This is a genomic window from Flavobacterium sp., assembly GCF_035456085.1.
Taxonomy (GTDB): Bacteria; Bacteroidota; Bacteroidia; order Flavobacteriales; family Flavobacteriaceae; genus Flavobacterium.
In genome coordinates, this window is the sequence record NZ_DATIDY010000216.1 from 11,377 (window position 1) to 35,075 (window position 23,699).

Sequence of the window (23,699 nt, forward strand, 5' to 3'; positions counted from 1 at the left end):
TTTTTATGGTTTAGGCTCTGTGGGTTCTGCTGGTTTTTTCTTTTTAAATAAACCATTCAGTAAATCACCCGCTTTTTTCTTAATGTCCTCTTTTTGAGTATTAGTTTTGGTGGTGTCTGTATCTGTTTTTTGATTTTTATTTAGCAATTTATCCAATTCTGAAGTTCCTTTTTTGAGCAATTTATCCGATTGCTGTTTGGCTAATTCTTTTGTAATATTGGTAATCACCACTTTCATATCAGTAGAAATCTTCGGATTGCTAAAATTACCAGTCATTAACGCCGTTACCGGAATATTATCAAACTTAGCAGCATCGGCTGGAGACATTTTGGATATAAAAGCATTGGCTTCTTTACCCAAGTATTTGGCAGGAACATTAAACTTGATATTGTAATCCATATTTTGATCAAAACCATGTGAACCGCCAACAGTTGCTTTGATATCCTGATATTTGATGTCAAATGGTTTCACATTCACTTTACCGTCTTTGAAAGTCAAAGCAGCTTTAATGTCGTTGAGATTTACTTTGTTTAAATCAACAAAATTCATTTTTGAAGTCAAAGCTGTCAGCAAAGTCGAATTGTTAGCATTTATAGTCGTTGACAGCAATTGTCCAACCAAATCACCTGAAAGCGTTTTTAAATCAGGAGTCATTTCAGTCGGATGTAAATTACCATTCAAATTAATAGTAGTATTGATTTTACCATTCACAACACCGGCAATTGGAGCAATTTTTTTCAACATATCCAATTGAGTAAAACTGTCCTTAATATCCACTTGGTTTAAGTTTAGATTCATGTCAAAAACAGGAGTTTTTCCTTTGGTAGAAACCGATCCTGCAGCGCCAATTGTACCTCCAAAAATGGACGTTTTTACATTTTCTAGAGTAACTTTCTCATCTTTAATTGTCATTTTGCCCGAAACAGCTTTCAATGCTAAGTTATCGTATAAAACCGTATTAGCTTTTGCAGTAAGCGTACAATTTAAGAATGCAGGGATTTTTAATGGTTCGGATTTAGCAGTTTTTGCAGGCGCTTTATTTTCAGTACCAGTTGCACTTGTTGGTGCAGTACTAGTTGTCATAAAATCGCTTACCACAAGTTGATTCGATGATAAATTGAAGTTTCCTTTCAGCTCTTGTTTTCTGAACATAAAACCGTAAAAGTTATCCAAAACTCCCGTTACACTCACATCACTTTTTCCAGTTTTGGCGTCAAATTGTTTCAATTGCACCTGGCTTGGATTAAATTGTACCAATGCGTTACTGATGGCCATGTTTTTACCATTTCCATCATCATAATTAAAACCGGTTAAACCAATAGTTCCGGCATTATTGATGTTTTGATATTGACTTTTTTCTACCGAAGCCATATCGAATTTGGTAGTCACATTGGCTTTCAAAATCCCAGTAAGTGGTTTACTAAGTTTAATTGGATAAGCTTTTGAAAGATTCGCTAAATTGATTGTTCCTTTCAACGCAGCATCAACCAAAGCGTTTGTACTGATATTTTTTATATTGGCTTTTGCATCAAAAACATCTTGATCAATTTTAAATGAAAGTTTATCCACATTGACATAAGTGTCATTCATGATTCCAGTTTCATTCACGATTTTCGTATCAATTACAATACTTTGAACCGATTTTGGTAAGTTTGGATATTGGAATGATCCATTATTAGATGCAATTGCAATATTGAATTTAGGAATTGTAGTGTCAGTAAGTGTTCCTTTGGCAAAACCGTTAACTGTAAAGTCTCCTGTGGTTTTTACTCCCTCTAAACTCGAAGAATAAGCCGCAGGAATCAATCCTAAAAAGTTCTTGAAAGATGAGGTTGGGGTTTTGAATTTCAAATCATATACTTGTCCGGCATCAACCATTTGTATAAAACCGTCAAACTCTAATGGCAATTGATTGATTAATGCCTTATTCTCTTTAAAAGTGTATTTGCTTTTGTCTAAATCAATTCCTAAAACGGCATCTAATGACAATGCAACGTCTTTCATATAATTGATTTTGCCCATGTCAAATGATATTTTAGCAGTTGATTTGGTGTCTAAATCTAATCTTGAACCACTAAAATCTCCGGTTCCTTCGTGATTCAAACTATCAATAACCATTTTCATTTGTGAACCTTCATCCAAATATTTAAACTTGAAATTTTCAATTTGATATTTCTGAATTTTCAACGATAACGGCTTGCTTTTGGTATCATCTTTTGGCTTGTCATCTTTCAAAGCAATGTCAAAATTACCAAGTCCATCTTTGTTGAATATAATATTAATAAAACCATTTTTGGAACTTATTCCTTCAATTTCCATGGCTTCTTCTTTGCCTTTGAACAATTCTTTGACCGACATGTTCAAATTCAATTCGCCCAAAGAAACTAGCGTATCTCCTTCAAACGGAGCATTGTTGATAATCAATAATTGATCAAGCGTTACTGTAGCTTTTGGAAAATTTTTGAAAAGACTCAAGTCTGCATCAGCAAAAGAGACTTTGGCATCCACTTTTTCGTTGATAGCTTCAGTAATTTTGGCTTTTATCTGATCTTTAAAGAAATAAGGGATTGCGAATAAGGAAGCAACAAGTAGCACTAGTATGATTCCAACGATTTTTAAAATTTTCTTTAACATATTTGGTTTGATAATTTGGGTTATTTTACAAAAATAAGCGTTTATTAATTATCTGTTGGTTTTTAAACATAAAAAAGAAGCCCTTTAAGTTCAAAACGAAAAGGGCTTGAATTTTATTGTTTTTTAAATAATTACTGTATTGAAATCTCAAAAGGCATTCTGGCCTGAATTCCTTTTTGAAGTTGAACTTTTTTAATTTTCTGTAAAATGAAATAGTTTTCTTCTCCAATTTCTTCTTTAATCAAAGCTTCTTTTGATTTTACAAATGGGAATTTGCCTATTAGATCATTAAAATCCTTTTCATATTCTGGAAAGTTTTGAGTAGAATAATCTTTTATTTTAGCCAATGAAGCAGCTTCTTTTAAAGCGTCATTTAAATTCCCAATTTTATCCACTAACCCAATTCTCTGAGCTTCTGTTCCTGTCCAAACACGACCTTGTGCTATAGAATCAACTTGTGCTACGGTCATTTTTCTCCCTTCAGCAACATGATGTAAGAATGTTTTATACACTCGTTCAATTCCCTGTAAAGTTACTCCTCTGAATTTTTCATTTAATGGGACAAATGGACTATAGTTGGCATTTTCATTAGTTGTGATCTGCTCTGTATTAATTCCTATTCTGGTAGACAATTGACTGAAATTTGGCAAAACTCCAAACACTCCAATTGATCCTGTAATGGTGTTTTTTTCAGCAAAAATAGTGTTAGCGTTACATGAAATATAATATCCGCCTGAGGCAGCATAATTCCCCATTGACACTACAACAGGTTTTATTTTTTTGGTTAATTCAATTTCTCTCCAAATCAAATCAGATGTCAAAGCACTGCCACCTGGACTATCCACACGTAGGACAATTGCTTTTATATCTTTATTTTTTCTGGCTTCCTGAAACGAACGGCGCATAGAACCTTCGCCGATTACATTAACATCTCCTTCGCCGCTTTGAATTTCGCCTTGAGCATAAATAACAGCAATTTGATTGTCGGTTTCAGAAAGTAGTGAAGTTGTATTTACTTTTTGAGCGTAATCAGTCATTGAAACTTTGTTGTAATCATCGTCACCGGTTACTTTCAAAGCTTTTTTGATTGCGTTATGATACACATCTTCGTAGGCAACAACATCGATAAGTTTGTTGGCTTTTGCCATTTCTGGAGTGCGGGCCAATAAGCCAGTTGCGATTTCGTTCAAACGAGATATTGGAATATGGCGACTCGTTGAGATGTCTTCCAAAACCGAACTCCAAATAGAATTCAATAAAGCAGTAGTTTGCTCTCTATTGGCATCACTCATTTTATTTTCCAAGAAAGGTTCAACGGCACTTTTGTATTTTCCGTGACGAATTACTTCCATTTTTACACCTGATTTCTCTTGTAGATCCTTAAAGAACATTATTTCTGTTGATAATCCTTTAAAATCAATATCTCCAGCTGGATTTAAATAAATAGAGTTAGCAACTGAGTTCAGATAATAATCTCGTTGGGTTAGATCATTGGCGTAAGCCAAAACAAATTTTCCAGATTTTTTAAAATCATTCAAAGCTTCTCTAAGTTCTTTGCTTTGTGCTAGTCCTAATTGGGATTCTTGATTTAAAATGGAGATTCCTTTGATGTCGCCATCTGTTTTTGCAGCAGCAATGGCATTAATAACGTCAGTAAGACCCACATTTTTTTTCTCTGAAAAGACATCCATCCATGGGTCTTTGTATTTTCCGGCATAATCATTGGATATATCATCTAAGTTTAATTCAATTACTGAATTGTTTTTGACTTCAATTCCTTCTGTTTCACCTCCAAAAATTGCTCCAATGAGCAGTATTCCAAAAAAGAATAACATGAAAAAAACAAAAATACCAACAATGGTAGCCATTACATTTCCTAAAAATTTCATAGATTTTATTTTACAGATAAGTATTCAAAAGTGCTATTTTGTTACAATTATAAAGAAAATAAATTGCAATAGAGTGAGCAAATATACTGTTATTCTAAAATTCTTTTAGTTAATTTGTGCCTGATATGGAATTACAGCATCAAGTCATTTTATCTCTGGGAAGCAATCAGGGCAATCGGTTGAATAACATCGAATTGTGCCTTAAATTGATTCATCAGGAAATTGGGACTATTATAAAAATTTCTAATTTATATGAAACTCCGTCGTGGGGTTTTGAAAGTGAAGCGTTTTATAATTGTGCTTTGGTTATGCATACAACAAAAAATCCAGAGCAAATTTTGGAGCAAGTTTTAGCTGTAGAGAAAAAGCTAGGACGTATTCGAAGTGCTGATTTAGGGTACCAATCAAGAGTAATTGATATTGATTTAATTGCTTTTGATTCGGAAATTATTAATGTGGAGCATCTTCAAATTCCTCATCCGTTAATGCAAAATCGAAAATTTGTTTTGTTGCCTTTTCAGGATTTAAATTTAGATTGGACACACCCTATTTTGAAAAAAACAATTCCGGAATTGCTCCAAATTACTACCGATGATAGTGTTTGTAAATTGATTCAGAAATTGCCAAATCCTTTGCAATCAATTCGATTAAATCAGTATAATTATATTGCCATTGAAGGAAATATTGGGGCGGGAAAAACTACTTTGACCCAAAAAATGGCTCAGGATTTTAATGCTAAAACTGTTTTGGAGCGTTTTGCAGACAATCCTTTTTTGCCTAAATTTTATGAAGACCAAGGGCGATATGCTTTCTCGCTAGAAATGTCTTTTTTGGCAGATAGATACCAACAATTATCGGATGATTTGTCGCAATTTGATTTGTTTAAAGATTTTATTATTGCCGATTATCATATTTTCAAATCATTGTTATTTTCTAAAATTACATTAGAAGATGACGAATTCCGATTATACCGAACCCTTTTTGATATTATTTACAAAGAAATGCCTAAACCTGATTTGTATATTTATTTATATCAAAATACCGAGCGATTGCTACAAAATATAAAAAGCCGTGGCAGAAGCTACGAACAGGATATTACCGAAGCTTATCTTGAAAAAATCAATAAAGGCTATTTAGAATACATCAAAACTCAAACTGATTTGAATGTTTTGGTAATTGATGTTTCTGATCGTGATTTTGTAAATAAGCAGGAAGATTATCTTTTTATTTTAAATAAAATTCAAGAAAAAAGTAATCTGTAAATTATCTCTTCAAAGAAAAATGACCTTTTACCTCTGGACTGTTTGGATCTAATTTTAATACATACCAGTAATCTGTTGAGGGTAAAGGATTTTTGTTGAAAGTGCCGTCCCAACTGTAATTAGAACTAGTAAGCTGAGTAATCAATTTTCCATAACGATCAAAGACTGTTACTTCAGCTAAAGGATAATTTAGAATACCTTTTACTTCCCAAGAATCATTATAGCCGTCATTGTTTGGAGTGAAAAATTTAGGGACAATAATAACGATAAAGGTTTTTTGATCGCTGCTACATAAATTAACTTCTCGAACATAAGCGGTTTGTAGTCCGCTTGGTGCATTGATGAAAACATTTGAACTTTGGTAATTTGAACCATCAATTGAGTACTCAAAATAACTTTCATTTTGAACCAATTCAATAGTAACAGTTGTTTCATCAACGATTATTTTTTTTATTTCGGGTTCATTATTTTCATTTACCGTTATAGTTTTGTTACTGGTACAATTCTCAGGTGAAAGACTGGTTACAGCTACTTTGTATATTCCCTTATTTACAACATCGATAGTTTGTGTTGTTTCTCCTGTGGACCAAAGGTAGGTCATGTTAGTAACACCAGCATCGAGAGTAATAGTTTGGGCGGCACATTTTGCAAGAGTTTGATCGCTTACCGGCGGAAGAGGATAAACAATCAAATCAACAGGAGTTTTTGTGTTGTTAATACATCCATTATTTACAGCCTCGGCATAATAAGTTGTATTATTGGAAATCTTTGTAGTTGTAAAAGCTGTTCCTGTTCCTACTATATTCCCGCCAATTTGAGAATACCAATTAATAGTCCCTTCAGTAGGTGTTGCTTGTAATGTGAATAAGCCTGGTCCGCAATTTGTAACAGGGGAGTTAGTATTTATTATTGATGGTGTATTTATTATTTTGGCTTCAACAGTTTTTCTTGTTGTTGAACATCCGGAAGCGGTTGTTTCTACATAAAAATTGGTCGTAGTAGTTAAAGATGGAGTTGTAAAGCTGGTACCGCTACCCATAAAATTTCCTCCAGTTAATGAATCATACCAATTAATAGTTCCAGTAGTAGCTGTTGCTTGAAGTGTAACAGCTCCAGTATCGCATCTGGAAGCATTTGTTGTAGTTGAAATGGCTGCAATTGTTAGAGTTGTGCTTGCAGAAAGGTGTAACTCAGGATCACCGGGTGTTCCGCCATATTCTACAATATATCCTTTGGGATAATAATTGGGGTTAGAAGGAGGGTCCCCTTGTTCTTTTAGATCGTTCCAAGATCCTGTAGTCCCAATACCCGGTGCAGTGATATGTACATAATCTTCTTCGCCCAATTGATTGGGTTCCCCTGAATTCCAAAAGGCAAAATTAGGAGTTGAACCATTTGCAGTTCCGTTCCAAAATATTGTACCTGCTTCAGGACCTGTCACCCACTTCCAAACGCCTTCTGTTTCAGCGTCAGATCCTCCAATCCATCCAGCTCCGGGTGCTTGTTTTCCTGCTAATTGCGCTTCGTCTGCTGCGGTTAAGGTTGCTAAATAACCTTTTAAACCATAATAAGTTTTGGCATCAGCTGCTGCTCTTGCATTGGTCCACGTAATTCCTAAATCAGCGACATATTGGTAATAATGACCATTTCTGGGTAGATAATTGGCTTGTCCTATACTGATTGAAAAGTTTCGAACGCCACTGGGAGTTATTGAAGTGTTGTTAAATTGAACATCCTTTATGGCGTTTTCAAGATCGGTATAAGTTATGGGAATTCCAGTTGGACTGTTTAATGTTAACTTTCCTTCATTTGCGTTCCAACTGCTTTGAATAGTTGAGTGAGTTAAGGCATTATTCAAGAATAATGAATCTTCCCCTTTTACATAACCTGATGATATTTGAATATAAATTGCATCAGTACTTGTGTCGTCAGGATCAATAATAGTAATAGTGTTTACTATATTAACATAAGTTAGAGGGCAATATGTTTGGTTTCCGATTGCTGTTAATACAGGTGCAACATTTGCTGCTTTAGGTGGTTTTTCTAAAGCAAGATTTGCATAGCTAAAATTGTAAATAGAAAGTGCAAAAAATAGTGGTATTGCAAAGTGGAATCGTATTTTCATTCTATAAAAATAAGCTTTTAAATGAAAACTCAAAAATTTGACACAAAGATTATTAGATGAAAATTCTACTTAAAACGAAATAACTTTTAATTGTTAAATTGCTTAAACAAATCCCAAACTACAATACCAGCGCTTACCGAAATATTCAAAGAATGTTTAGTTCCTAATTGCGGAATTTCAATGCAACCATCACATATTGCAACGGCTTCCTGTGCTACGCCATAAACTTCATTCCCGAATACTAATGCATATTTCTGATTTTTATCTACTTTGAAATCTTGAAGAAAAATAGAACTTTCTACCTGTTCAATCGCAAGTGTAATTATGTTTTCTTTTTTTAAGTTAGAAATAACGTCCAATACATTCTCGTGGTGTTCCCAGGTTACAGTTTCTGTAGCACCAAGAGCGGTTTTGTGAATCTCTTTATTAGGAGGAGTTGCGGTAATACCACACAAGATTATTTTTTCGATCAAAAAAGCATCAGCAGTTCTGAAAACAGATCCTATATTATGTAAACTGCGAATGTCATCTAAAACTAAAATCAAAGGTGTTTTTTCAGATTTTTTAAAATCTTCAATTGATTTTCTTTCTAGTTCGCTGTTTTCAAGTTTTCTCATTGTATCAATAGTGTTTTATAAAAAAGGCTTCCTAAAATCAGGAAGCCTTTTCTTGTATTTTCTAAAAAATAGTATTAGCTCTTTGTTGCAGCTGGAGCAGCATCTGGCAATACGGTACCTTTAATAGTAAGTACTTTTGTTGGTTGTCCTTCAGCATTTGAAGTTACAGTTACAGTTTTTGTAAATGGACCAACTCTGTCAGTTGCATATTTTACTCCAATAACTCCTTTAGCACCAGGTGCAATTGGTTCTTTTGGTGTAGTTGGTACTGTACATCCACAAGATCCTTGTGTATTTGTAATAATTAATGGTTTGTTACCATTGTTAGTGAACACAAACTGACGATTACCGTCTGCATTGTGAGCTACTGTTCCATAATCAATTGTTTCATTTTCAAAAACCATTCCGGCACCATTCACTTTAGGTAAAGCAGGAGCTGTAGTAGTTGTTTTTGCTTTTTTTGCTTTTTTAGAAGTTTCTTGAGCATTAGAAAACGTTGTTCCTAAAACGGTTAGCATAGCTAATAGAAATATTTTTTTCATAGGTTATATTAATTATTTCACAAATTTATACAAATAAACAAAACTCAACTGAAAAATTATCTTAAAAGAAATTTAATTTTTTTTGCCTTAGTTTTTTGCGGTTTAAAATTATAAATTCGCTGAGTTTTTTATTCATTCAAATATAACAATTTTGGCAGCAAAAGATAAGATAGTTAAAGAAACTCCATTAATGAAACAATACAACGAAATCAAAAGGAAATATCCTGATGCTTGTCTGTTGTTTAGAGTGGGGGATTTTTATGAAACTTTTGGTGAAGATGCAATTCGCGCTTCGAAGATTTTGGGTATTACATTAACCAAAAGAGGTGCTGGTTCTGATACGGAGACAGCATTAGCTGGTTTTCCACATCATTCGATTAATACTTATTTGCCAAAATTAGTTAAAGCTGGACTTCGTGTTGCGATTTGCGATCAATTAGAAGATCCAAAAATGACCAAAACCATTGTGAAACGTGGCGTAACAGAATTGGTTACACCTGGTGTTGCTTTGAATGATGAGGTTTTGCAATCCAAAACAAATAACTTTCTTGCTGCCGTTTATTTTGATAAAAAGGCAATAGGGATTTCTTTTCTGGATGTTTCAACGGGCGAATTTTTAACCGCTCAGGGAAATGCAGAGTACATTGATAAATTGCTTCAAAACTTCAATCCGAGTGAGGTTTTAGTTCAAAAAAACTGCAAAAGTGAATTCCGCGAAACTTTTGGCGAAGACTTTCATAATTTTTATTTAGAAGACTGGATTTTCAAAGAAGATTATGCTGTTGAAACGTTGACCAAGCATTTTCAAACTGTTTCCTTAAAAGGTTTTGGTGTTGAAGAATTGAAAGAGGGGATTATTGCTTCGGGTGCGATTTTATATTATTTGTCCGAAACACAACATAACAGAGTGCAGCATATTACAGCGATTCAGCGTATTGCTGAAGATGCTTATGTGTGGATGGATCGTTTTACAATTCGAAATTTAGAATTATATCATAGCTATAATCCAAACGCGGTTACGTTGTTGGATGTAATTGATAAAACGCTTTCGCCAATGGGTGGGCGTTTATTAAAACGTTGGCTGGCGCTACCTTTAAAAGATGCTAACAAAATAAAAGGGCGACATCAAGTAGTTGCTTATTTGAATGAAAATCAAGATGTTTTAAAAAGCATTCAAAATCAGATCAAACAGATCTCAGATTTGGAACGTTTGATTTCTAAAATTGCAACTGGAAAAGTCTCCCCTCGCGAAGTTGTGAATTTAAAAGAATCACTAGATGCTATAATTCCAATAAAAACTTTGGCTTTGTCAAGTCCTCAAGAGGCAGTAAAAGTTATTGGGGATAGTTTGCATAGTTGTGATTTACTACGTGAAAAAATACAAACGACCTTAAATCAAGATGCTCCGGTCGCTGTTGCAAAAGGAAATGTAATTGCGAAGGGAATTCATGAGGAATTAGATGATTTGCGTGCGATTTCTACTTCAGGAAAGCAGTTTTTGGAAGGAATAGAAAAAAGAGAATCAGATCGCACTGGGATTTCTTCTTTGAAAATATCTTTCAATAATGTTTTTGGATATTATATCGAAGTCCGAAACACACATAAAGATAAAGTACCGGCTGAATGGATTAGAAAGCAAACATTAGTAAGTGCTGAACGCTACATCACAGAAGAGCTGAAGGAGTACGAAACTAAAATTCTAGGTGCTGAGGAAAAAATTCAAAAAATAGAAAGTGATTTATTTGAACAATTAGTGAGTTGGGTTGCCACTTACATCAAACCCGTTCAAATGAATGCTAATTTGGTAGCACAATTGGATTGTTTGTGTTGTTTTACACAATTGGCAATTGAAAATAAATATGTTTGCCCAGAAATTGACGATACATTCGAATTGGATATAAAAGAAGGAAGGCATCCTGTTATCGAAAAACAACTCCCCGTTGGAGTTCCCTATATAACCAATGATGTTTTTTTAGATAGAGAAACACAACAATTGATTATGATTACGGGGCCAAATATGTCGGGTAAGTCGGCTATTTTGCGTCAAACGGCTTTGATTGTGCTGTTGGCTCAAATGGGAAGTTTTGTTCCTGCAGAAGCCGTAAGAATGGGGATTGTGGACAAGATATTTACCAGAGTAGGAGCTTCGGATAATATTTCGATGGGCGAATCTACTTTTATGGTCGAAATGAACGAAACTGCTTCGATTTTGAATAATATATCAGACAGAAGTTTGGTTCTTTTAGACGAAATAGGAAGAGGAACGAGCACTTATGACGGAATTTCGATCGCTTGGGCTATCGCTGAATTTTTACATGAACATCCGTCTAAAGCAAAAACATTATTTGCAACGCATTATCATGAATTGAATGAAATGAGCGAAACGATGCTCCGTATTCAGAATTATAATGTTTCTGTAAAAGAATTAAAAGATACAGTGCTTTTTATTAGAAAATTAGTAAAAGGGGGAAGCGCACATAGTTTTGGTATTCATGTAGCAAAAATGGCTGGAATGCCTCAGCTGGTAATTTCAAGAGCTCAAAAGATGTTGAAGAAATTGGAGAAAAACCATTCGAGTGATGTTTTAAATGGTGTGAAATCCGCTACCGAAGAAATACAAATGAGTTTCTTTAATTTAGATGATCCTTTGTTGGAAGAGATCAAAGAAGAGATTGTTAATTTGGATATCAATGCAATTACTCCTGTCGAAGCATTGATGAAACTCAATGAGATTAAAAGAATGTTAACGCGTAAATAGTTTTTGGAAATTTAAAGTTATCGTTGTCAGAATGTTAAATCTTATCTTTATTTTTTTTCAAAAAAAGGTTTGTGTAATTGAATAAAAGTTCTAAATTTGCAACCGCAATAAGAAACAAATATTACGGTTCTTTTTAAAATTGAAATGCGAAAATAGCTCAGTTGGTAGAGCGCGACCTTGCCAAGGTCGAGGTCGCGGGTTCGAGCCCCGTTTTTCGCTCAAAAGCAAAATACGGCGATAGTATTTTAATTAACATTAAAAACTAAAGCTGTCAAAAATGATATTTTGCGTGGATGGTAATTATATTTATTTAATTTTTTTAAAAAATTAAAACCATCTAAATGATATTTTGCTCGGATGGTGAAATTGGTAGACACGCTGGACTTAAAATCCAGTGAACAGCAATGTTCGTGCGGGTTCAAGTCCCGCTCTGAGTACTAAAGCCTCTTCTTTGGAAGAGGCTTTTTTTATGGTGTAAAGTCTGTATTTGAATATTGAGTTTTTTTAATGCTGAAATCTAAATAGTTTAATTGTTTTAATAATCTAAAATTTAAATGGGCGCTTTTGTAATTAGTAAAAGATTTGATGATCAATATAAATTTGTGTTTACTTCCAAAAAAGGAAAAGTCATTTTTACAAGTTTAAAATATGAGCTTAAATTTGAGTGTGAAGAGGCAATTGAATATTTTAAAAGTAATGTTAATTTGGCGACTTTTGAAAAGCAAAGATCTACTGGGGGGAAGTATTTTTTTAAGTTGTTTTTAGATGGCGCTCCTTTTGCTTTAAGTCGAAAATATACAACAGAATTAAGGGTTCAGAAAGGAATTGATGAAATTATAAAGTCAGCATCTGTTTCTGAAATTTTAGATTTTTCAGATAATGATATGGTTTTTATGGATTAAGGTTATAGGTTCGTGATTTAAATATTTCCTTGTGATCGTTTTTATTTATAAGCTCATATTTGAAATATAGATGAGATTTAAAAAAAGAGGCTGTCTCATGTTGAATGAGACAGCCTCTTATGTTTGTATAATGAATAAATTTCGAATGATTGTATAAAAAAAGCTGCATAAATGCAGCTTATTTTTTTCTGATGTAATTTAAAATTACTTAGCTGGAGCAGCAGCTGGAGCAGCAGCAGCAGTAGTGTCAGCAGCAGGAGCAGCAGCAGTAGTGTCAGCAGCAACAGCAGTAGTATCAGCAGGAGCAACAGCAGTAGTATCTGCAGCTACTGGCTCTTCAGCAGGAGCATCAGCTTTTTTACAAGATACAACACTTAATACAGCAACAACAGCTAAACTTAAAAATACTTTTTTCATCTTAATTTAATATAAAGGTTAATTATTAATTCTTGGCAAAGATATAAAAATTTTAATATGTAAAATATTTTTTCATTTATTTTTTTAAAATAATTTTCTATCAGACCTTTAGCGTTTCTTTTGATTAATGAAAATAAGTAAAAAAATATAAATCATCAATACTCTCTTGTTTTACAAGGCTTGTACTTCGATTTTAAATTATGATGTTTAAAATTAAAATACTGCTCATTGATTTTTTTTGTAGGTTATTTGATTTAAAATACTATTTGTGGCGCCTTTGTTTTTTTGAACAAAATCTGCACAAATCTTACCTTTTTGAAGTCTCAATTGTGTATCCTCAATTAGCATTGTAAAAGCTGTTTGAAGTTCTTTAAGATTATTTATAGATATACAACCTTTATTGTCAACTAATTTTATGGCTTCATCAAAATGTGAAAAATTTGGGCCGATTATGATTGGGATTCCAAAAGTAGCTGGCTCCAGAAGGTTGTGTACTCCTGGATTTCCAAAACCACCGCCCACATAAGCAATGTCACCGTAGCTGTAAATTTTGGTCAATATACCAATAGTGTCTATAATAAATACGTCATATTGTGATAAGTCTTGATTTTCTTTTGCTGAAAATAAAACCGTTTTTTTGGTAATACTGTTTTGTAATTGTTGGATTTGTTCTGTTTTGATATTGTGAGGCGCAATGATGAACTTTACATCTAATGAACAGGAATTTATATATTGTACTAGTAAAGATTCGTCCTTTGGCCAAGAGCTTCCTATGACGATTGTTGTTTTATTGTTTTTGAATTCTGATATAAAATCCAAAGTATTATCTTTCTCGAGTATGGCTACAACTCTGTCAAAACGAGTATCTCCCGAAACAGTAACATTGTTTTTGCCTAGTTGTGTAATTAGTTTTTTTGAATTTTCGTTTTGAACAAAAAAGTGTGTAAACGTTTCTAAAGCATTTCTGTAAAAGCCGCCATACCATTTGAAAAAGGTTTGATTTTCTCTGAAAATTCCAGAAACTAAATAAGTTGGTGTTTTTAAGTTTTTAAGTTCATTTAAATAATTTGGCCAATATTCATATTTGATAAAGAATGCCATTTCGGGATGAACTAGTCTTAAAAATTGCTTCGCATTTTTTTTAACATCCAAAGGTAAATAGACCGTAACGTCTGCAAGTGTGTTGTTTTTGCGCACCTCATAACCCGAAGGGGAGAAAAAAGTAATTACTATTTTATGAGTTGGGAATTTTTCTTTTATTTTTTCAATAACTGGTAAGCCTTGTTCATATTCGCCAAGTGAAGCGGCATGAAACCAAATTGTCTTGTCTTTTGGATCGATTTTTTCTTTTAAAATCTGAAAGACATTCTTTCGCCCCTCTACAAAAAGTTTAATTTTTGGACTAAATATTGCAATGATTTTTAATAAAAAATTCGCAATGTGGATTATTATATTGTAAAGAAAAAGCATATCAAAAAATTTCTGGTGCTAAAATACGTTTTCTTTTAGTTATCTGTAAAATCATTCTGCGAAAATCCCTATTTTTGTTCCAAATATAAAACTTTTGAAGTATTGCGAAAGCTTTGCGCACTTGGTCTTATATAATTTTAAAACAAAAGGTTATAATGAAAAAAATACAAATGGTTGACTTAAAAAGTCAATACGATAAAATTGCTTCAACTGTTAATGCTTCGATTCAACAGGTTTTGGATACCACTACTTATATTAATGGACCATTAGTTCATGAATTTCAAAAAAATCTTGAAGACTATCTTGATGTAAAGCACGTAATTCCTTGTGCCAATGGAACAGATGCATTGCAAATCGCAATGATGGGATTAGAATTAAAACCAGGTGATGAGGTAATTACTGCCGATTTTACTTTTGCTGCAACAGTTGAAGTTATCGCTTTGTTACAATTGACGCCTGTTTTGGTAGATGTTGATTTAGAAAATATGAATATTTCTATCGAGGCCATCAAAAAAGCTATTACGCCAAAAACCAAAGCAATTGTACCTGTACATTTGTTTGGGCGCGCTGCCAATATGGACGAAATTATGGCTATTGCTAAGGAACATAATCTTTATGTAATCGAAGACAATGCACAAGCTATTGGTGCGAATTATACTTTTGCTGATGGGACTAAAAAGAAAGCAGGAGCTATTGGTCATGTGAGTTCAACTTCATTTTTCCCTTCTAAAAATTTAGGGTGTTATGGTGATGGTGGAGCTATTTTTACTAATGATGATGCCTTGGCACACAAAATCAGAGGGATTGTAAACCACGGAATGTACGAGCGTTACCATCATGATGTTGTTGGAGTAAATTCCAGATTAGACAGTATTCAGGCTGGAGTTTTGAATGCTAAATTACCTTTCCTGAACGATTACAATACTGCACGTCGTTTGGCGGCATCAAAATATAATGCTGCTTTTGCAGAAAATAAAAATATTGTTACTCCAGTATTTGACTTAAATGGAGATGATCACGTTTTTCATCAATATGTATTAAGAATTATTGATGCTGACAGAGATGCATTAATGAAACATTTGTTGGATAAAGGAATTCCTTGTGCAATTTATTATCCAATTCCGTTGCATTCGCAAAAAGCATATTTGGATGCTCGTTACAAAGAAGAAGATTTTCCAGTGACAAATCAATTGGTAAAAGAGGTAATTGCATTGCCAATGCATACTGAATTAGACGATGAACAAATTAAATTCATAACGGACAGTGTTCTGGAATTTTTAAAATAAAATAGCATGAAGTATATTTTCGCAACTATTGCAATAGTTTTATTTCAATTTTCGATTGTAGCTCAAAATAGTTCTAATTCTAAAGAGGAAGTTGCTGTTGCTGCTCGTGTTGAAATGCTCCGTCAAGCTATGATTGATGCTGATGGAAGCAAGCTGAAAGAATTAACTTCTACAAGTTTAAGCTATGGCCATTCTAGCGGAAATATTCAAAATCAGGCAATTTTTATAGAAAAAATAGTAAATGGAGAATCTGATTTTGTTACTATTGAATTCCAAAATCAAAGCATTCAAATTGTGGGTGATGCAGCGATTGTTCGTCACAATTTAGTGGCTCATACTAAGGATGGTGGTGTAGATAAAGATATTAAAATTGGAATCATGCTTATTTGGCAGAAAGAAAAAAATAAATGGCTGCTTATTGCCAGACAAGCTTATAAATTACCATCGTAAAATAAATAAAATGAAAATATTAGTAACTGGAGGTTTAGGTTTTATTGGTTCGCATACTGTTGTTGAATTGCAAAATCAAGGTTTTGAAGTAGTAATTATTGATAATCTTTCGAATTCTTCATTGAAGGTTTTGGATGGAATTAAAACTATTACTGGAATTGATACCACTTTTGAAAATTTAGATTTAAGAGAGAAAGATAAAGTACAAGATTTTTTTAAAAGACATACTGATATTTCGGGAGTAATTCATTTTGCAGCTTCTAAAGCAGTTGGCGAAAGTGTTGAAAATCCGTTGTTGTATTACGAAAACAATATCAATACTTTGGTCTATTTACTTCAGGAATTACAAAAACAACCAGAAGCTAATTTTATTTTTAGTTCGTCTTGTACTGTTTATGGTCAAGCCGAAAAAATGCCAATTACCGAAGATGCGTCTGTACAGGCTGCGATGTCTCCTTATGGAAACACCAAACAAATTGGAGAAGAAATAATTGAAGATACAGCTAAAGTAACTAATATCAATGCTATTTTATTGCGTTATTTCAATCCTATTGGGGCACATCCGACTGCTGAAATCGGGGAATTACCATTAGGAGTTCCTCAAAATTTAGTGCCTTTTATTACCCAGACAGGTTTTGGTTTAAGAAAAGAATTGTCGGTTTACGGCGATGATTATCCTACTCCGGATGGAACTGCAATACGCGATTATATTCATGTTGTTGACTTGGCAAAAGCTCACGTAATTGCATTGCAACGTTTATTGAATAAGAAAAATGCTGACAAAGTCGAGACTTTCAACCTTGGGACAGGAACAGGAAGTTCGGTGCTGGAGGTAATTCAGTCTTTTGAAAGAGTAAGCGGAAAAAAACTTCCTTATAAAATAGTTGGCCGTAGAGAAGGGGATATTACTTCTGCATATGCCAATACTGATAAAGCTAATAATGTTCTGGGCTGGAAAGCAGAATCTACTTTAAACGAAGCAATGGCAAGTGCCTGGAAATGGGAACAGAAGATCAGAAGCTAGTTTTTTAGTAATCAGTTACAAATCCCAAATTATCAAAATGAAAGTTTGGGATTTTTTTTAAATTACTGTGATTCTAAACATTTATTGTGGAGGCAAAGGATTATAAAAAAAATCCTCACTAGCAAAATTGTTAATGAGGATCTAAGTTTTATAATATTTGAAATATAAACTTTGTAAACTGCACTCTGAACTTAAACATTCGCAGTAGCAACTTCTTTATCAATTTTTCCAATTAGTCCGGTTAGTACTTTTCCAGGACCAACTTCAGTAAATAAAGTCGCACCATCGGCGATCATTTGTTGTACAGATTGTGTCCATTTTACAGGAGCTGTCAATTGAATAATTAAGTTTTTCTTGATTTCGTTTGCATCTGAAACTGCTGAAGCCGTTACGTTTTGATATACTGGACAAATCGGAGTTGAAAAAGTTGTCGCTTCGATAGCTGCTGCTAATTCTTCTCTTGCTGGTTCCATCATTGGTGAGTGAAACGCTCCTCCAACAGGTAATAGCAAAGCACGTTTTGCACCAGCGGCTTTCATCGCCTCGCAAGCTTTTTCGACTGCTGAAAATTCTCCTGAGATTACTAATTGTCCAGGGCAGTTGTAATTTGCAGCAACAACAACTCCGTCAATAGAAGCACAAACTTCTTCAACCACATTGTCAGCTAATCCTAGAACTGCTGCCATTGTCGATGGTGTAATTTCGCAAGCTTTTTGCATTGCTAATGCACGTTGAGAAACTAATTTTAATCCGTCTTCAAATGATAAAACGCCATTGGCAACCAACGCTGAAAATTCTCCCAAAGAGTGTCCTGCTACCATTTCTGGTTTGAAATCTTCTAAGGTTTTAGCTAAGATTACTGAATGTAAAAAAACGGCTGGTTGAGTAACTTTGGTTTCTTTTAATTCTTCTGCAGTTCCCTCAAACATAATATCTGTAATTCGGAAACCTAAAATTTCATTAGCTTTTTCGAATAAATCTTTTGCTAATGCCGAGTTTTCATATAGGTCTTTTCCCATTCCTGTGAATTGTGCTCCTTGACCTGGAAATACGTATGCTTTCATCTGTGATTTTTTTACTGTTTTTTATTTGTCAGAAGTAATGCCAAAAGGCATCTATTTTTTACTTAAAGATTGAAAATTTAAAGACTAAAATTGTTTTCATTCGGTTGGCAAAAATAGTGTTTTTTTTAGGAGCAGCAACTTTTTAGTAATAAGAACCCTTATTGCGACGTTTTTAATCTTATACATTATTAAATTTCTACAAAAAAATGGTTATGCTTTTTTTATTGGGCCTTTACTAAAATAATTTTCATTTTGTAAAAGCATTAGCTATGAAAAAAGGGGGTGTAACTTCTTCTAAAGCAGTTTTTAAGGTTGTTTATTTTTGTATATTTGATTGAAGTTATTTATTAAAAAGTATTATCATTAAATCAAGAAAAAAAAGTATTTGCTTATTGTTTTTTAATCAAAAAATAAATCTATGAAAGTATCTGTTACCAGAAAAAGTGTAAAATTCATGCCTGATTCCAGTAGAGTTGTTGCTAGATATTTTGTTAATGGAGAAGAGCGGGCCAAAGAATTGATTGGTCGTATTTTGGCAATGAGCAATGTCGAAGTTTATAATACATTAGAGCAGATTAATAGAGAATTTGCCAGGCGTCATCGTAACCTTTCTGCTTTGTTTCACAGACATTATACCAAAATAAAACATGTATTAAAACACATGGGGGTTAGTGAAGCGAATCTTTCAGAGGAAGTAAAAATGCTTATTGGTGCTTATTTTACCATGGAATATTCAATCGAATCAGCGGCTTTCTTTAATCCTTCCATTGTAGAGGATTTTGATCAATCGGGATTAGAAAAAGGAGAAAAACGTGTCGTGCTTTCTTTTCGTGCTACAGGTGAAGGGCATGTGTCGTCGATCGTGTTTAGAAGAGGAATCCTAGACAAAGACAATAATCTCAGAATGATGCGAATTGGCGACAGTATTGATAAGGCGGAGGTTTTGCATAAAATGATGTATAATAAAAAACGAATTCTTTCCAAGCTGGCCGAAATGCATACACTCGATATTTATTCTTCTATAATGGTCGATTTGCCTGAGATTTTCGAATATTCTGTGTTTAAAAATTTACTAAAAAAAGAATTAGAAAATCCAAATATAAGTAAAGAGAAAGAGGAAGCTTATGAAGAAGTTCTTTGGTTGTTGAATTCTTTTTATGATATCCAATTTAAGCATGATTCGGATATTTCTGAACGTGTAATATTCCCAATATCTGAGGCTGAAAGTCGAGGAATTGAAGATGCCCGTTTTGTGCGCTTTTTCGATGATGATGGAACCGAAAGTATGATAGGAACTTACACAGCTTATAATGGACATTCTATCCTTTCCAAATTGGTTACCACTGAGGATTTTTATACATTTAGAGTAATGCCTTTATATGGCGATGGATCTATGGGCAAAGGAATGGCTATGTTTCCTAAAAAGATTAAAGGCAAATATGCTATGTTAGGCAGGGGAGATGGTGTCAATAATTATTTGATGTATTCGCTAAAGCCAAACGAATGGAAAAACCCACAAATTATTCAGCGACCTAAATATGCATGGGAATATACACAAATCGGAAATTGTGGTTCCCCTTTATGGACTGAGCAAGGATGGCTTGTTATTACGCATGGAGTGGGAGCAATGAGGCGTTATTGTATTGGTGCATCATTGTTTGATTTGGATGATCCATCCAAAGAAATTGGAAGGCTCGCAGAACCTTTATTAGCACCTTTGGAAGAAGAGCGTGAAGGTTATGTGCCAAATGTAGTCTATTCATGCGGATCTATAATTCACAATAATAGTCTTATATTGCCTTACGCAGTTTCGGATTATTGTTCAACGTATGCAGTAGTTGATATGGTCGAATTATTAGAAGCATTATTGAGTAGTAAAAAATAGAGTTAAAAAAAGCCCTTACCGTCAAAGTAAGGGCTTTTAAAATATAATGAAAAAGTAAGTGATTATTGTTTTACTAATTGCAATTCGATATTCAAACGAACATCTTCGCTGATTAAAACTCCTCCTGCTTCTAAAGCCGCATTATAGTTTAATCCCCAATCTTTACGGTTTATTTTTCCATCAATGTTTATTCCGACTTTGGTATTTCCCCAAGGATCTTTCATTAAACCGCTGATTTCTGCAGGAAGTGTTACCGATTTTGTTACCCCTTTTAGAGTCAAATCACCAGTTAGTTTATAGTCATCTCCATTTTTGGTTAGAGAAGTTAGTTTGAAAGTTAATTTTGGATAATTTTCCGCATCAAAAAAATCACCGCTTTTCAAATGATTATCTCTATCAGTATTATTAGTGCTGATAGAATTGATGTCTGCAGTAAATTCAATATTGGCACTTTCAAAATTATCATCTTCGGTAGTGATAGTCGCATCGTAGTTAACAAATTTTCCTGAAACATTTGTAAACATCATGTGTTTTACTTTAAAACCAATTTCGGAGTGTGTTGGGTCAATTGACCATTTTGTTGTTGACATAATTTTTATTTTTATTGTTTTAAATGTTTTATTTCATTTTGATAAGACAAATTTACGATGACAATAAAGATAAAATACTTAACCTAGATTAAGAAATAAAAAACAAATATATTATAAATTTAATATCTGATTTTTAATTAGTTAAGTTGTTTTTATGGTTTTGAGTAAAGAGAATATTTTAGATGAAATTTGCGAACTTTTAATGGCAATTATTACCTTGCAGCACATATGTATTTCAGAAAAAAATGTCACTGTAGAAACTAAAATTATAATTGTTTCTTTAAAAATATAAATTTTTTAAAATGACCGAAAAAGAAAAAATGCTTTTGGGCGAAATCTATTTTGCCAATGATAAGCAATTGGTAGAAGAAAGAGCCAGAGCTAAAAAATTACTTCATAAATTAAATGTCACCGAATATTTGATGAATGGAAGATCTCGAGCTATTCTTAGAGAATTAATGCCCAATTCACACAAACGATTGTATATAGAACCACCATTTCATTGCGATTATGGATATAATATTCATTCGGGAGAGAATGTTTATTTTAATGTTAATTGTGTGGTTCTTGACACAATGAAAGTAACTATTGGAAATAATGTTTTCTTTGCACCGGGAGTGCATATTTATACAGCAACACATCCGCTCAATGCTGTCGAACGAAGAACTGTCGAGAGTTCAAAACCAGTTTCTATAGGAGATGATTGTTGGATAGGAGGGAATTCGGTTATTTGTCCGGGAGTTACAATTGGTGCTGGTTGTGTAATTGGTGCAGGTTCGGTTGTGACCAAAGATATCCCTGAAAATTCTTTAGCAGTTGGGAATCCTGCCAAAGTAATTCGGAAATTGAATCAGGAATAAATTATTTGTTCATGTAAAAGCTCAATGCTCCAGATGGACATTTGTTTATGGTTTCAATAATTTTTTCTGTTGATGAAGCGTCGATTTTAATCCAAGGTTTTTCTTTTGGTTGAAAAACATCTGGATTGTTTTTTACACAATTGGCAGAATGTATGCATTTTCCAGATTGCCAAACTACAGTAACTTCACCGTTGGTATACTCTTTTTTGATATCTTTTGGATCCATGATTATATAGTTGTGTTGATTAATACTTTGTTTTTTAAAATTTTAGAAACAGGGCATTTATCGGCAATAATTAACAACCTGTTTTTGGTCTCTTCGTCAATTGTAGCTGGAAAACTAATAGTACGTGTAATTGTAGTTGTTAATTCGCCTTCTGTCTCTTGAGATAGATTCAGAGAAATATTGATTTCTGGAATATCCCATCCTTTTCTGTCAATATACATTCGCAAAGTAGATAAAGTACAACCCGCCAAAGATGCTAATAAAGTCGAAAAAGGATCTGGTCCTAAATCGTTTCCGCCAACATTTTCGGGTTCGTCCATTAACAATTTTCCATTACGCCAAGATATTGTACACAAGTATTTTTGAATACCGATTGTTCCTTTGATGTCGTTTTCTAATAGAGTTTCCATTTTTTTGAAATTATAATACGTCTCTGAATTCAGGTGTTTTGTCAAAAACTTTTTTAGCAAAAGGACAAAGCGGAATGATTTTTATACCTTTTTCGCGAGCATATTCAACTGCCTTGGTCACCATTTTTTTGCCAAAACCTTTTCCGTTATTACCTTCGTTTACTTCGGTATGATCAATGATAATTTTATCTGTCCCGGCAAATACAAAAGTCATTTTGGCTTCTGTTTTACCATTAATATCTATGTGAAAAAAACCATTTTTATCGGTTAGTTCTAATTGTACTTCTTCGTTCATTTTTTCTTTAAGTTTCTAAGTTAATAAGATGCTGAGTTTCTAATTTTTTTAAAGTTACTTAGATACTGAGTTTCTAAGACTCTAAGTTTATAATCTTAGCAACTCAGAACTCAGTATCTTAGCGACTTTTTTTATTATTTCATTGGAATTTCCATCAATAAAAATTTAGCGTCAGTGGATGCTTTGATGTCCAATGTTTTGAAATCAGTGATTCCTAAACCATCACGAGTTTCTAATTCTTGCCCATTAATAGTTATATTTCCAGAGATTACAAAAGCATAAAGGCCGTTTCCTTCTTTTTTTAATTCGTATTGTTTAGAAAATCCTGCTTCAAAATCAGCTAAATGAAACCAGGCATCTTGATAAATCCAAACTCCATCATCATCCGGATTTGGCGATAATATTTGAGCAAAATTATTTTTTTGTTTGCTAATATCTAAAGTGATTTGTTGATAACGAGGTTCAACATTTTTTACTTTTGGAAACAACCAAATTTGAAAAAGTTTAGTGCGTTTATCAGCATTTGGATTAAATTCACTGTGTTGAATTCCTGTTCCGGCACTCATTACCTGTACATCACCTGTTTTGATGGTTTCGGCATTTCCCATGCTGTCTTTGTGGGCTAAATCACCTTCCAGCGGAATAGTAATAATTTCCATATTATCATGTGGATGTGTACCAAAGCCCATTCCAGCTGCAATAGTATCATCGTTTAAAACGCGTAGTGCTCCAAATTGCACTCTATCTGGATTGTACCAACTTGCGAAGCTAAAACTGTGATAAGCATTTAACCATCCGTGATCTGCGTGTCCTCTTGTGTCTGCTTTGTGTAAAACTGTAGTTGCCATGATATATATAATTTTATTTTGTTATACAAATGTACTACTGAACTTATTAAAAGTTACTTAACCTAGATTAAGAATTATTTATTCAAGTCCTTTTTTTGTTGTCTTTCTTGTTTGTTTAGTGTTTTTTGGATACTTCATTTAGCTA

The 23,699-nt window shown here is 33.4% G+C and carries 21 protein-coding genes and 2 tRNA genes; 10 read left to right on the forward strand and 13 right to left on the reverse strand.

Going from position 1 to position 23,699, the window contains the following annotated elements; all coding sequences use genetic code 11:
* Positions 1–3 precede the first annotated feature (3 nt).
* Together VLC96_RS16385 and sppA are read right to left on the reverse strand one after the other, a co-directional pair.
* Positions 4–2,634 carry an AsmA family protein gene (locus tag VLC96_RS16385; RefSeq protein ID WP_325264644.1) on the reverse strand — a complete coding sequence of 877 codons (2,631 nt, stop codon included), beginning with the start codon at positions 2,632–2,634 and terminating at the stop codon, positions 4–6.
* 131 nt (positions 2,635–2,765) lie between these two features.
* On the reverse strand, positions 2,766–4,523 hold the full coding sequence (gene sppA, locus VLC96_RS16390) for a signal peptide peptidase SppA (RefSeq protein WP_325264646.1): 1,758 nt from the start codon (positions 4,521–4,523) through the stop codon (positions 2,766–2,768).
* Between the two features lie 125 nt (positions 4,524–4,648).
* Between sppA and folK the strand changes: the two genes are divergently transcribed.
* Positions 4,649–5,785, forward strand: a complete 1,137-nt coding sequence (folK, locus tag VLC96_RS16395; RefSeq protein WP_325264648.1) for a 2-amino-4-hydroxy-6-hydroxymethyldihydropteridine diphosphokinase — start codon at positions 4,649–4,651, stop codon at positions 5,783–5,785.
* Position 5,786: 1 nt separating this feature from the next.
* Here the strand turns inward: folK and VLC96_RS16400 are convergent, their stop codons facing one another.
* The 3 genes from VLC96_RS16400 to VLC96_RS16410 all read right to left on the reverse strand — a co-directional run bounded on the left by VLC96_RS16400 (position 5,787) and on the right by VLC96_RS16410 (position 9,069).
* On the reverse strand, positions 5,787–7,910 hold the full coding sequence (locus VLC96_RS16400; protein ID WP_325264649.1) for a T9SS type B sorting domain-containing protein: 2,124 nt from the start codon (positions 7,908–7,910) through the stop codon (positions 5,787–5,789).
* 86 nt (positions 7,911–7,996) lie between these two features.
* Positions 7,997–8,527 carry an RNA methyltransferase gene (locus tag VLC96_RS16405; RefSeq protein ID WP_325264650.1) on the reverse strand — a complete coding sequence of 177 codons (531 nt, stop codon included), beginning with the start codon at positions 8,525–8,527 and terminating at the stop codon, positions 7,997–7,999.
* A 74-nt stretch (positions 8,528–8,601) separates the two neighbouring features.
* Entirely contained in the window at positions 8,602–9,069 is a 468-nt protein-coding gene (locus VLC96_RS16410) for a DUF1573 domain-containing protein (protein ID WP_325264652.1), read from the reverse strand.
* A 151-nt stretch (positions 9,070–9,220) separates the two neighbouring features.
* On the opposite strand from VLC96_RS16410, the gene mutS reads away from it, so the two are divergent.
* The 4 genes from mutS to VLC96_RS16430 all read left to right on the forward strand — a co-directional run bounded on the left by mutS (position 9,221) and on the right by VLC96_RS16430 (position 12,729).
* A complete protein-coding gene (gene mutS, locus VLC96_RS16415; RefSeq protein ID WP_325264654.1) occupies positions 9,221–11,827 on the forward strand; it encodes a DNA mismatch repair protein MutS in 2,607 nt (868 codons plus the stop codon).
* 146 nt (positions 11,828–11,973) lie between these two features.
* A tRNA-Gly gene (locus VLC96_RS16420) sits at positions 11,974–12,046 on the forward strand.
* 132 nt (positions 12,047–12,178) lie between these two features.
* Positions 12,179–12,264, forward strand: a tRNA-Leu gene (locus VLC96_RS16425).
* 117 nt (positions 12,265–12,381) lie between these two features.
* The gene (locus VLC96_RS16430; RefSeq protein ID WP_325264656.1) at positions 12,382–12,729 is read left to right on the forward strand and encodes a YegP family protein; all 348 of its coding nucleotides are present in this window, start codon (positions 12,382–12,384) and stop codon (positions 12,727–12,729) included.
* Between the two features lie 204 nt (positions 12,730–12,933).
* Here VLC96_RS16430 and VLC96_RS16435 read toward each other — a convergent pair whose 3' ends face one another.
* Together VLC96_RS16435 and VLC96_RS16440 are read right to left on the reverse strand one after the other, a co-directional pair.
* Complete coding sequence (locus VLC96_RS16435) at positions 12,934–13,146, reverse strand: hypothetical protein (protein ID WP_325264658.1); 213 nt, start codon at positions 13,144–13,146, stop codon at positions 12,934–12,936.
* Positions 13,147–13,371: 225 nt separating this feature from the next.
* Positions 13,372–14,616 (reverse strand): 3-deoxy-D-manno-octulosonic acid transferase, encoded by a 1,245-nt coding sequence (locus VLC96_RS16440; protein WP_325264659.1) that lies wholly within the window; start codon positions 14,614–14,616, stop codon positions 13,372–13,374.
* Between the two features lie 155 nt (positions 14,617–14,771).
* Here VLC96_RS16440 and VLC96_RS16445 point away from each other — a divergent pair, with 155 nt between their 5' ends.
* Genes VLC96_RS16445 through galE form a run of 3 tightly spaced genes read left to right on the forward strand, consistent with a single transcriptional unit; the run spans position 14,772 to position 17,376 of the window.
* Positions 14,772–15,902 carry a DegT/DnrJ/EryC1/StrS family aminotransferase gene (locus tag VLC96_RS16445; RefSeq protein WP_325264661.1) on the forward strand — a complete coding sequence of 377 codons (1,131 nt, stop codon included), beginning with the start codon at positions 14,772–14,774 and terminating at the stop codon, positions 15,900–15,902.
* A 6-nt stretch (positions 15,903–15,908) separates the two neighbouring features.
* Complete coding sequence (locus tag VLC96_RS16450; protein WP_325264663.1) at positions 15,909–16,352, forward strand: nuclear transport factor 2 family protein; 444 nt, start codon at positions 15,909–15,911, stop codon at positions 16,350–16,352.
* Positions 16,353–16,362: 10 nt separating this feature from the next.
* Positions 16,363–17,376 (forward strand): UDP-glucose 4-epimerase GalE, encoded by a 1,014-nt coding sequence (galE, locus tag VLC96_RS16455; RefSeq protein WP_325264665.1) that lies wholly within the window; start codon positions 16,363–16,365, stop codon positions 17,374–17,376.
* A gap of 191 nt (positions 17,377–17,567) precedes the next feature.
* Here galE and fabD read toward each other — a convergent pair whose 3' ends face one another.
* On the reverse strand, positions 17,568–18,440 hold the full coding sequence (fabD, locus tag VLC96_RS16460) for an ACP S-malonyltransferase (RefSeq protein WP_325264666.1): 873 nt from the start codon (positions 18,438–18,440) through the stop codon (positions 17,568–17,570).
* A gap of 418 nt (positions 18,441–18,858) precedes the next feature.
* Between fabD and VLC96_RS16465 the strand changes: the two genes are divergently transcribed.
* Positions 18,859–20,325, forward strand: a complete 1,467-nt coding sequence (locus tag VLC96_RS16465) for a glycoside hydrolase family 130 protein (protein ID WP_325264667.1) — start codon at positions 18,859–18,861, stop codon at positions 20,323–20,325.
* 62 nt (positions 20,326–20,387) lie between these two features.
* On the opposite strand, the gene VLC96_RS16470 is transcribed toward VLC96_RS16465, so the two are convergent.
* Positions 20,388–20,915: a YceI family protein gene (locus VLC96_RS16470; RefSeq protein WP_325264669.1), complete on the reverse strand. Its 528-nt coding sequence runs from the start codon at positions 20,913–20,915 to the stop codon at positions 20,388–20,390.
* 302 nt (positions 20,916–21,217) lie between these two features.
* On the opposite strand from VLC96_RS16470, the gene VLC96_RS16475 reads away from it, so the two are divergent.
* Positions 21,218–21,775 (forward strand): sugar O-acetyltransferase, encoded by a 558-nt coding sequence (locus tag VLC96_RS16475; RefSeq protein ID WP_325264671.1) that lies wholly within the window; start codon positions 21,218–21,220, stop codon positions 21,773–21,775.
* Between the two features lies 1 nt (position 21,776).
* Here the strand turns inward: VLC96_RS16475 and VLC96_RS16480 are convergent, their stop codons facing one another.
* The 4 genes from VLC96_RS16480 to VLC96_RS16495 form a co-directional block, all read right to left on the reverse strand.
* Complete coding sequence (locus VLC96_RS16480) at positions 21,777–22,001, reverse strand: (4Fe-4S)-binding protein (RefSeq protein WP_325264673.1); 225 nt, start codon at positions 21,999–22,001, stop codon at positions 21,777–21,779.
* A 2-nt stretch (positions 22,002–22,003) separates the two neighbouring features.
* Complete coding sequence (locus VLC96_RS16485; RefSeq protein WP_325264675.1) at positions 22,004–22,411, reverse strand: OsmC family protein; 408 nt, start codon at positions 22,409–22,411, stop codon at positions 22,004–22,006.
* 10 nt (positions 22,412–22,421) lie between these two features.
* A complete protein-coding gene (locus tag VLC96_RS16490; protein ID WP_325264677.1) occupies positions 22,422–22,706 on the reverse strand; it encodes a GNAT family N-acetyltransferase in 285 nt (94 codons plus the stop codon).
* 134 nt (positions 22,707–22,840) lie between these two features.
* Complete coding sequence (locus VLC96_RS16495) at positions 22,841–23,554, reverse strand: pirin family protein (RefSeq protein ID WP_325264679.1); 714 nt, start codon at positions 23,552–23,554, stop codon at positions 22,841–22,843.
* Positions 23,555–23,699 lie beyond the last annotated feature (145 nt).